Genomic DNA, 10,183 nt, shown 5'->3' with positions numbered 1-10,183 from the left:
CGGGCTATCACGTACAACGGTCCGGGCTTCGCGCCCCCCAGCCGGGCGCGCGCCTTCTCGCCCTATCACACCTCGACGGCGCGCGGCACCGGCTTGGGCCTGCCGATGGTCAAGAAGATCATCGACGAACACGGGGGCAGGATCGATATCGGGAACCGTCCGGACGGATCTGGCGCGTCAGTATTCATTTTGCTGTTAAAGTTAGCTCCCGAGGCGAACTTGGCCGAAATATAATAGAGGCATACAATCTCATTCATTCATTGGTGAGGTAGCACCGCACGGGTAAGAGATCAGGAAGGCGAACAGATGGCGAACATACTCGTAGTTGATGATGAAATGGGCATCCGGGAGTTGCTCTCGGAAATCCTGGGCGACGAAGGCCATGCCATCACGCTGGCGGAGAATGCGCAGCAGGCGCGCGAGGCGCGCGCCGCCGGCGCTCCCGACCTGGTGCTGCTCGATATCTGGATGCCGGATACCGACGGCGTCACCCTGCTCAAGGAGTGGCAGCGCGACGGCCTGCTCACCATGCCGGTCATCATGATGTCCGGCCATGCCACCATCGACACCGCCGTCGAGGCCACCCGCATCGGCGCCCTGAACTTCCTCGAGAAGCCGATCGCCCTGCAAAAACTGCTCAAGGCCGTGCAGCAGGGTCTGACCCGCGCGCAGGAAGTGGCGCGCGCGCCCCTGGCGCCGCCGCGCCCGGTCGCTGCGGCCGCCGTTCCGGTGGCCGACAGCGGCGCCGGCGCAGCCAGCGTCGCGGCCGCGCCGATGTTCGCACAGGCCGCGCCGCAGATGGCCAACGGCTCGCGCCTGGTCCATGCGATTTCGCAGGGCGAGGGCACCGGTTACACGCTGTCCTTTGACCTGCCTCTGCGCGAAGCGCGCGATGCCTTCGAGCGCATGTACTTCGAACACCACCTGGGCCGCGAAGGCGGCAGCATGACGCGCGTGGCCGAGAAGACCGGCCTGGAACGCACCCACCTGTATCGCAAGCTCAAGCAACTCGGCGTCGAGCCGGGCAAGCTCGCCAAGAAAGGCGTCTGATTGGCCGGAGCCGTTCCGGTCACCCTGGTCACCGGCCCCAGCGCCGGCGCACGCGAGGCGGCCATTGCCGCACTGCTCGATGGCGCGGCCTCTTCCGATGGTTTCAGCGCCGTCATCCTCGAGGGGCTCGCCGCGGGCACGACCCTCATCCCCGATGATGCCCCTGTCAGACTTGTCCGACTCGCACCCGGGTGCGTGTGCTGTACCGGGAACCTGGTTTTGCGTGTAACATTAAATCGACTGTTACGCCAAGGCCCAGAACGCCTGTTCATCGGTGTGGCGAGCAGTGAGCACCTTGATCAGTTGCGATCGTGGCTGCAAGACGCGCCATACGATCAGCTGTTGGCACTGAACCCGACCCTGTACGTGTAAGACCCGGGTCTGACATCTTTGCTTACATAGCAACGACTTGAAATCGGTTCAGCCAGCCCCACCTCTTAACCGAAGTGATCAGCCAAGTGTCCGCCGCCAGGCGCTTGGCCTGCACAATTACTCTGATCGAGAGAAGGAGTCATCATGAACATGATCTATAACAGCGAACAGTACAGCGTCGTCGAATTTGGCGTTGATCGCGACCTTGAAGCCCTGCGCTTCGGCGGGTACGAGATCGTCGACAAGGCCGGCCGGCGCGAAGCGTTCATCGGCGGCAAACTGGCCCAATCTTTCCGCCGCGATGTGAATAACCTCATCGCCAGCGAGCCAACCATGGAAGAAATCGACGACTTCCTGGGTTCCTATGACACCCTGATGAGCCAGCCGGTCGTGCTGCACTAATTCATCAGACAGGGCGCTACTACGGTTCCGGGACGTAGTGGCTCCACCGGCACCTCTGGGCGTGGTAAGCTGCGCGCCATGTGCCAACTCCTCGGAATGAACTGCAACGTCCCCACGGACATCGTTTTCTCCTTCACTGGCTTTGCCCATCGCGGCGGACGCACCGATACCCACCACGACGGCTGGGGCATCGCTTTCTTCGAAGGCAAGGGTGTGCGCCACTTCGTCGACCACCAGGCCGCCATCGCCTCGCCGATCGCCGAACTGATCAAGCGCTACCCGATCAAGTCCACCAACGTCATCGCCCATATCCGCAAGGCGACCCAAGGCCAGGTCGCGCTCGAGAACTGCCATCCTTTCGTGCGCGAGATGTGGGGACGCTACTGGGTGTTCGCCCACAACGGCGACCTCAAGGACTTCGCGCCCGTGCTGAACGGGCCGTTCCGCCCGGTGGGCAATACCGATAGCGAGTTGGCCTTCTGCTGGCTGATGCAAAGCCTGCGCGACGAATTCGGCGACGGCTCGTCGCGCAGCGCGCCTTCGCTCGACGAACTGCGCGCCGCGCTCGAAAGACTGGTGCCGCAGGTCGCCGCCCATGGCACCTTCAACATGATGCTCTCGGACGGCACCGCGCTGTTCACCCACTGCTCGACCAAGCTGTGCTACATCGTGCGCCAGTACCCGTTCGCCTCGGCCCACCTCTCGGACGAAGACCTGTCGGTCGACTTCTCCCAGGTGACCACGCCGAACGACCGGGTCGCCATCATCGTGACCGAGCCCTTGACCAAGAACGAGACCTGGACCCACTTCGCGCCGGGCGAACTCAAGCTGTTCGTGGATGGGCTGCCACAATAATGGCAAAAAGCTATCATTCCGCCGATAAATTAATGCTATTAATCCACTAGCAGGGGCGGATACGGTAAAGTAGCCATGTTCGCGAGCCCATCCAGACGACATGACCGATACCGCCAGCCATGACCAGGCTTCCCAGCCTTTGAAACTGCGCAATTTCTACCTCGGGCGCCAGCCGGTGCTCGACCGTAACCAGGCGCTGTTCGGCTACGAACTGCTGTTCCGCGGCAGCGCCCAGGGGAAGGCAGAGATCGACTCCGGCATGTCCGCCAGCGCCGGCGTGATCCACCATGCCTCGCAACTGGGCCTGCCGCGCGCGATCGGCGACGCCACCGCCTTCCTGAACGTCGACAGCGAGGTGCTGCACAGCGACATGTTCGCCTTCCTGCCGCGCGAACGCACCGTGCTCGAGATCGTGCGCTCGGTGGAGCCGGACGACGCCGTTGTCCAGCGCATGACCGAACTGTCGCAGCACGGCTTTCGCTTCGCGGCGGAAGCCTCGGCCCATGGCGCCGCCCTGTCCCGGCTGCTGCCGGTGATCGACTACGTCAAGATGGACTTGCGCGAACTGCCGGTGGTGACCCTGCTGTCGCTGGCGCCGCGCCTGCGCGGCACCGGCAAGCGCCTGGTGGCCGAGAAGGTCGAAACCCACAACGAATACCGCACCTGCCTGGACCTGGGCTTCGACTACTTCCAGGGCTATTATTTTGCCAAGCCGACCGTGATCGCCGGACGCAAGCTGTCGCCCTCGCAGGCGGCGGTGCTGGACCTGCTGAACCTGGTGACCTCGGACGCCGACAATGCCGAGATCGAGCGCGCCGTGAAGAAGGACGTGACGCTCGGCCTGAACCTGCTGCGCCTGGTGAATACGCCGGCGGCCGGGGCAGGGCGCAAGATCGAGTCGATCAACCAGGCCCTGATGCTGCTGGGGCGCCGCCAGCTGCAGCGCTGGCTGCAGATCCTGCTGTACGCCGAGCCGGGCGTGCGCGGCCACAACCTCAGCCCGCTCCTGATGCTGGCCACCACCCGTGCGCGCCTGATGGAACTGCTGGCGCAGCGCCTGCGGCCCGGCCAGCGCAACGTGGCGGACATCGCCTTCACGGTGGGCATGATGTCGCTGATGGACACGCTGTTCTGCATCCCGATGCAGGACATCGTGGAACAGATCCCGGTGATCGACGAAGTGCGCCATGCGCTGCTGGTGCGGCGCGGCTTCTTCGGTGAGTTGCTGCGCCTGGCGGAGTCGATCGAGCGCATGGACGACGCGCAGGACGAGGTGGCGCCGGCGCTGCACGAATTGTCGATGGATGGGGACGACCTGGCCGAACTCGAGATCGCGGCCTTCGAGTGGAGCGACAAGGTCGTTCGCTACGCCATCTAGAGCAGCGATTTTCGTAGGGTGGACGGCTTCGCCGTCCGCGCGTTCAACACAGGTTGAATAGAGGCGCGGGCGGCATTACCGTCATCTGAACGCGCGGTCGGCTAAGCGTGATCTGGTCCACTGGACCAGATCACCCCTACGAATGCGGTGACATCTGCACCGCACCGGAGGACATCAGGACAGGTTCGGCGCCAGATAACGCTCGAGCTCGCTCTTGTCCATGCCGCGGCGGCGCGCCATGTCCTCGAGCTGGTCTTCGCCGATCTTGCCGACCACGAAGTACTTCGAATCCGGGTGGGCAAAATAGAAGCCCGACACCGCGGCGCCCGGGTACATCGCGAAGGATTCGGTGAGTTCCATGCCGATCTCCTCGGCCTGCAGTGTGCGGAACAGCTCGGCCTTCACCGTGTGTTCCGGGCAGGCCGGATAGCCCGGGGCCGGACGGATACCCTGGTATTGTTCCTTGATCAGGGCTTCGTTCGACAAGTCCTCGCCCGCCGCATACCCCCACAGGTCGGTACGCACGCGCTCGTGCAGGTATTCGGCGAAGGCCTCGGCCAGGCGGTCGGCCAGGGCCTTGAGCATGATCGAGGAGTAGTCGTCGTGGGCCGCCTCGAAGCGCTGTTCGTGCTTCTCGATGCCCAGGCCTGCCGTCACGGCGAACATGCCAACGTAGTCGGCGATGCCGGAGTCCTTCGGCGCCACGAAATCGGACAGGCACTGGTTCGGGCGCTGCTCGCCGTCGACCACCGGCTTGACGCCCTGCTGGCGCAGGCCATACCAGGTGAAGGCGACGTCCTTGCGCGATTCGTCGGTGTAGATTTCGATGTCGTCGTCGTTCACCGAATTCGCCGGCAGCAGGGCGATGGCGCCGTTGGCGGTGAGCCAGCGGCCTTCGATGATCTTCTTGAGCATCGCCTGGGCTTCCTCGAACACCTTGGAGGCGGCTTCGCCCACCACCTCGTCGGTGAGGATGGCAGGGTAGGGGCCGGCCAGGTCCCAGGTCTGGAAGAAGGGGCCCCAGTCGATGTAGCGCGCCAGTTCGCCGAGGTCGACGTTCTTGAACACGCGCCGTCCGATGAATTTCGGTTTCACCGGTGCGTAGGCGAGCCTGGCCTTGTTGCCGCGCGCCTGCTCGAGGGTGAGCATCGGCAGCGCCTTCTTGTTGGCGTGCTGTACGCGGATGCGCTCGTAGTCCTGGGCCAGTTCGATGATGTAGGCGTCGCGCGTGTCGTCGGTCAGCAGCGACTGGCCCACCGACACCGAACGCGAAGCGTCCGGCACGTAGACCACCGGGCCTTCGTAGTGCGGCGCGATCTTGACGGCGGTGTGGGCGCGGCTGGTGGTGGCGCCACCGATCAGCAAGGGGATCTTCTTCTCGCGGAAGTAGGGGTCGCGCTGCATCTCGCGCGCGACGTGGGCCATCTCTTCGAGCGAAGGCGTGATCAGGCCCGACAGGCCGACCATGTCGGCGTTCTCTTCCTTGGCCTTGGCCAGGATGTCGGCGGCCGGGACCATCACGCCCATGTTGACGATCTCGAAGTTATTGCATTGCAGGACCACCGAGACGATGTTCTTGCCGATGTCGTGCACGTCGCCCTTGACGGTCGCGATGACCATCTTGCCCTTCGGCTTGGCGACGATGCCGGTGCGGCGCTCTTCTTCCGCCTTTTCTTCTTCGATGAAGGGCACCAGGTGGGCCACGGCCTGCTTCATCACGCGCGCCGACTTCACCACCTGGGGCAGGAACATCTTGCCCTGCCCGAACAGGTCGCCAACGATGTTCATGCCGTCCATCAGCGGGCCTTCGATCACGTGGATCGGACGCCCGCCCGAGGCCAGGACCTGCTGGCGCATCTCCTCGGTGTCTTCGACGATCCACTGGGTGATGCCGTGCACCAGCGCGTGCGCCAGGCGCTTCTCGACCGGGCCTTCGCGCCATTCGAGGTTCTGTTCCTGCTTGCCGCCGCCGGCCTTCAGGGTGCCGGCGAATTCGATCATGCGTTCGGTGGCGTCCGGGCGGCGGTTCAGCACCACGTCTTCCACGCGCTCGCGCAACTCGGGCGGCAGGTCGTCGTAGACGCCGACCATGCCGGCGTTGACGATGCCCATGGTCATGCCGGCCTTGATCGCGTGGTACAGGAACACGGTGTGGATCGCCTCGCGCGCCGGGTCGTTGCCGCGGAAGCTGAACGAGACGTTCGACACGCCGCCCGAGACCTTCGCATGCGGAAGGTTCTTGCGGATCCAGGTGGTGGCTTCGATGAAGTCCACCGCATAGTTGTTGTGCTCCTCGATGCCGGTGGCGATCGCGAAGATGTTCGGGTCGAAGATGATGTCTTCCGGCGGGAAGCCGACTTTTTCGACCAGCACCTTGTATGCGCGGCCGCAGATCTCGGTCTTGCGCGCGAAGGTGTCGGCCTGGCCCTGCTCGTCGAAGGCCATCACGATGACGGCGGCGCCGTAGCGGCGGCACAGGGTCGCCTGGCGGATGAATTCTTCTTCGCCTTCCTTGAGCGAGATCGAGTTGACGATGGCCTTGCCCTGCACGCACTTCAGGCCGGCCTCGATCACGCTCCACTTGGAGGAGTCGATCATGATCGGCACGCGCGAGATGTCCGGCTCGGACGCGATCAGGTTCAGGAAGCGCGTCATCGCGGCCACGGAGTCGAGCATCGCCTCGTCCATGTTGATGTCGATGACCTGGGCGCCGTTCTCGACCTGCTGGCGCGCCACCGACAGCGCCTCGTCGAACTGCTCGTTCAGGATCATGCGGGCAAAAGCCTTGGAACCGGTGACGTTCGTGCGCTCGCCGACGTTGACGAACAGCGAATCGTCGTCGATGGTGAAGGGCTCCAGGCCCGACAGGCGCATCGCCACCGGAATCTCCGGCACCTGGCGCGGGGGGCGACCTTCAAGCATTTGCGCGATCGCCGCGATATGTTCAGGGGTGGTGCCGCAGCAGCCGCCGGCGATGTTGACGAAGCCGGCGTCGGCGAATTCGCGCAGCAGGGCCGAGGTGTCGCCAGGGAGTTCGTCGAAGCCGGTGTCGCTCATCGGGTTGGGCAGGCCGGCGTTCGGGTAGATGCAGACAAACGTATCGGCGATCTGCGCCAGCTCTTCGGCGTAGGGGCGCATCAGCGCGGCGCCGAGCGCGCAGTTCAGGCCGACGGTCAGCGGCTTGGCGTGGCGCACCGAGTTCCAGAAGGCGGCCACGGTCTGGCCCGACAGGATGCGGCCCGAGGCGTCGGTGACGGTGCCCGAGATCATGATCGGCAGGCGCGGAGTTTCCGGATGCTCTTCGAAATACAGGTCGATCGCGAACAGCGCGGCCTTGCAGTTCAGGGTGTCGAAGATGGTCTCGACCAGCAGCACGTCGGAACCGCCGTCGACCAGGCCGCGTACCTGCTCGTGGTAGGAGGCGACCAGCTGGTCGAAGGTGATGTTGCGGAAGGCCGGGTCGGTCACGCTGGGCGAGATCGAGGCGGTCTTCGGGGTCGGGCCGAGGGCGCCGGCCACGAAACGCGGCTTGTCCGGAGTACTGTATTTGTCGCAGGCGGCGCGCGCGAGCCTCGCGGCTTCGACGTTCATCTCGTAGGCGAGATGCGCCATGTGGTAATCCTCCTGCGCCACGCCGGTCGCGCCGAAGGTGTTCGTCTCGATCAGGTCGGCGCCGGCGGCGAGGTAGCGCTCGTGGATCTCCTGGATGATCTGCGGCTGGGTGAGCGTGAGCAGCTCGTTGTTACCCTTCACGAAGAGCTCGCGCCGGCCGGCGCCTTCGGGCGCGGCGAAGTCCTTGAAGCGCTCGCCGCGGTAGGCGGCTTCATCGAGCTTGTACTGCTGGATGATGGTGCCCATCGCGCCATCCAGGATCATGATGCGGCGCTTCAGGATGTTGCGCAGCTGGGAATCGATCGGGGAGATGGTGCGAAGTGGAGCGTTCATGGTGTCGTCTTTCTACGGCTTTACAGGCCGTTTACTGTTGGGCGGTCTACGATTATACGTCAGGACGCCGGAGCGCTCTGGCGCGGCCAAAATCGCCGATTCGTGTATGTATCTTTATGTATGGATTTCCCGGGCTGTTACATGACGTTACAAAACCTCACACATCCGCAATCTTTACGTTACATACACGGACGACAATTAATCCTGTCGTCACAGTGTTGGCGAAGCTTTTAACGGGATGATTGCATGAACAAAGAATATGAGCCGGATTGGGACCAGCAGGTGAATCGCATCGAAGAACCGGCGGTCGCCGTCAAGCCGCAAACCATCAACGGCGTGAAGCAGATCGTGACCATTCGTTTGGACGTGGACATGCTTGAATGGTTCAAGTCGGCGGGTCCGGGTTACCAGACCCGCATCAACCAGGTACTGCGCGAGTACATGGAGGCGCAGCGCACTGCGTTGCAAGGCAAATGATGAAGTAATGTATCGGGGCGAATGCCCCGATTTTCTTTTGAGCTCGTGGTTTTACCTAGGGTGGTCGGCGCAGCCGACCACCCTGCAAACACCGATTCGGCCAGCCTTACGAGAAGACTTTCCCGGCCAGCGGGAAGCTTTTCAGGAATTCCGCAGCCGCCAGGCGCTTGCCGCCCGGCTTTTGCAGTTCGGTCATGCGCAGCGCGCCGCTGCCGCAGGTGACCACGATGCCTCCCGCATCCGCCGCCAGCACCTGGCCCGGCGCCCCATTGCCGGAGGCCAGTTCCGCATTCCACAGCTTGACGGTCACGCCGTCGACCAGCCCATGCGCTCCCGGGAAGGGATTGAAGGCGCGCACCCGGCGCCACAGCAGTTCGGCCGGCAGGCTGAAATCGAGCTTGGCTTCTTCCTTGGCGATCTTGGCGGCGTAGGTCACGCCTTCTTCCGGCTGCGGCACCGCTTCGAGCTGGCCGGCCGCCAATTTGCGCAGCGCCTCGACGATCATGCGTCCGCCAAGGGTGGCCAGCTTGTCGTGCAGGCTGCCGGTGGTGTCGGTGTCCTCGATGGCGACGCGCTCGATCAGCATCATCGGCCCGGTGTCGAGGCCTTCTTCCATGCCCATGATGGTCACGCCGGTGTCGACGTCGCCGGCTTCGATCGCGCGGTGGATCGGCGCCGCGCCGCGCCAGCGCGGCAGCAGCGAGCCGTGGATGTTGATGCAGGGTTTGATGTCGAGCGTGCTGCGCGGCAGGATCAGGCCATAGGCCGCCACCACCATCACGTCGTAATCTAGCGCCGACAGGCGCTCATGGGCGGCGCGCGCTTCCTCGGCGCGCTGCGGGTCCTTGGCGTCCATGCGCAGCGACAGCGGCTGCGCAACGGGCATGCCGTGCGCCAGCGCATATTGCTTCACCGCGGAGGCTTGCAGCTGCATGCCGCGACCGGCGGGGCGGTCGGGCTGGGTCAGGACCAGGGGAATCTCGAAGCCGGCCTCGTGCAGGGCACGCAGGGCGCAAGCGGCGAACTCGGGAGTGCCGGCAAAGACGACCTTCATCGAGCGGTCCGTCAGCGGCGCGCGGCGCGCAGGGCGGCCTCGCGTTCCAGGCCGCGTTCTTCCTTCTGCAGCTTGGCCTTGATGCGGTTGCGCTTGAGCGGCGACAGGTACTCGACGAAGACCTTGCCCATCAGGTGGTCCATTTCGTGCTGGATGCACACGGCCAGCAGGCCGTCGGCTTCGAGTTCGAATTCCTTGCCCTCGACGTCATGGGCCTTGACCTTGACGCGCGCCGGGCGCTCGACACCGTCGTAGATGCCGGGCACCGACAGGCAGCCCTCGTCGTAGACCTGCTTTTCCTCGCTGGCCCAGGTGATTTCCGGGTTGATGAAGACCATCAGCTTGTCGCTGGTCTCGCTGACGTCGATGACGACCACGCGCTCGTGCACGTCGACCTGGGTCGCTGCCAGGCCGACGCCCGGTGCGTCGTACATGGTCTCGGCCATGTCGCTGACCAGCTGGCGCAGGCGTTCGGTACCGAATTCGGTGACCGGCTTGGCGACTTTATGCAGCCGTGGATCAGGGTAGCGGAGGATCTTCAGTAAGGCCATGGTCAAAAAAATAAGAGGAGATAGGTGTTCAATAAGCTTGTTGCGCACATACGGAAATGCAACACATCGCCGCTCCGGCAGGACGCGGTTTGTCTTGCT

The 10,183-nt window shown here is 64.1% G+C and carries 10 protein-coding genes; 7 read left to right on the top strand and 3 right to left on the bottom strand.

All coding sequences use genetic code 11. The features are described 5' to 3' along the window. The 6 genes from ACK4S9_RS01340 to ACK4S9_RS01315 form a co-directional block, all read left to right on the top strand. The coding region (locus tag ACK4S9_RS01340; RefSeq protein WP_409720511.1) for an ATP-binding protein at window positions 1–234 on the top strand (234 nt) is incomplete at its 5' end. A gap of 72 nt (window positions 235–306) precedes the next feature. Beyond that, the gene (locus ACK4S9_RS01335; RefSeq protein ID WP_409720509.1) at window positions 307–1,050 is read left to right on the top strand and encodes a response regulator; all 744 of its coding nucleotides are present in this window, start codon (window positions 307–309) and stop codon (window positions 1,048–1,050) included. Then, a complete protein-coding gene (locus tag ACK4S9_RS01330; protein WP_409720507.1) occupies window positions 1,051–1,422 on the top strand; it encodes a GTP-binding protein in 372 nt (123 codons plus the stop codon). A gap of 144 nt (window positions 1,423–1,566) precedes the next feature. After that, on the top strand, window positions 1,567–1,824 hold the full coding sequence (locus ACK4S9_RS01325; RefSeq protein ID WP_027865841.1) for a DUF3567 domain-containing protein: 258 nt from the start codon (window positions 1,567–1,569) through the stop codon (window positions 1,822–1,824). A 78-nt stretch (window positions 1,825–1,902) separates the two neighbouring features. Beyond that, window positions 1,903–2,679, top strand: coding sequence for a class II glutamine amidotransferase (locus ACK4S9_RS01320; RefSeq protein ID WP_409720504.1), 777 nt, complete (start codon window positions 1,903–1,905; stop codon window positions 2,677–2,679). Window positions 2,680–2,779: 100 nt separating this feature from the next. Continuing rightward, window positions 2,780–4,057, top strand: coding sequence for an EAL and HDOD domain-containing protein (locus tag ACK4S9_RS01315; RefSeq protein ID WP_409720502.1), 1,278 nt, complete (start codon window positions 2,780–2,782; stop codon window positions 4,055–4,057). A gap of 174 nt (window positions 4,058–4,231) precedes the next feature. Here the strand turns inward: ACK4S9_RS01315 and metH are convergent, their stop codons facing one another. Continuing rightward, window positions 4,232–8,002, bottom strand: coding sequence for a methionine synthase (gene metH, locus ACK4S9_RS01310; RefSeq protein ID WP_409720500.1), 3,771 nt, complete (start codon window positions 8,000–8,002; stop codon window positions 4,232–4,234). A gap of 246 nt (window positions 8,003–8,248) precedes the next feature. Here metH and ACK4S9_RS01305 point away from each other — a divergent pair, with 246 nt between their 5' ends. After that, complete coding sequence (locus ACK4S9_RS01305) at window positions 8,249–8,479, top strand: BrnA antitoxin family protein (RefSeq protein ID WP_409720498.1); 231 nt, start codon at window positions 8,249–8,251, stop codon at window positions 8,477–8,479. Window positions 8,480–8,585: 106 nt separating this feature from the next. Here the strand turns inward: ACK4S9_RS01305 and fmt are convergent, their stop codons facing one another. Together fmt and def are read right to left on the bottom strand one after the other, a co-directional pair. Next, complete coding sequence (gene fmt, locus ACK4S9_RS01300; protein WP_409720496.1) at window positions 8,586–9,533, bottom strand: methionyl-tRNA formyltransferase; 948 nt, start codon at window positions 9,531–9,533, stop codon at window positions 8,586–8,588. A gap of 11 nt (window positions 9,534–9,544) precedes the next feature. Further along, window positions 9,545–10,084: a peptide deformylase gene (gene def / locus ACK4S9_RS01295; RefSeq protein WP_409720494.1), complete on the bottom strand. Its 540-nt coding sequence runs from the start codon at window positions 10,082–10,084 to the stop codon at window positions 9,545–9,547. Between the last annotated feature and the right edge of the window lie 99 nt (window positions 10,085–10,183).

The organism is Massilia sp. (assembly GCF_046293535.1).
Classification (GTDB): domain Bacteria; phylum Pseudomonadota; class Gammaproteobacteria; order Burkholderiales; family Burkholderiaceae_D; genus Telluria.
Note: the sequence above shows the minus strand (reverse complement) of the source record. Positions and strands in the feature narration are given on the sequence as shown.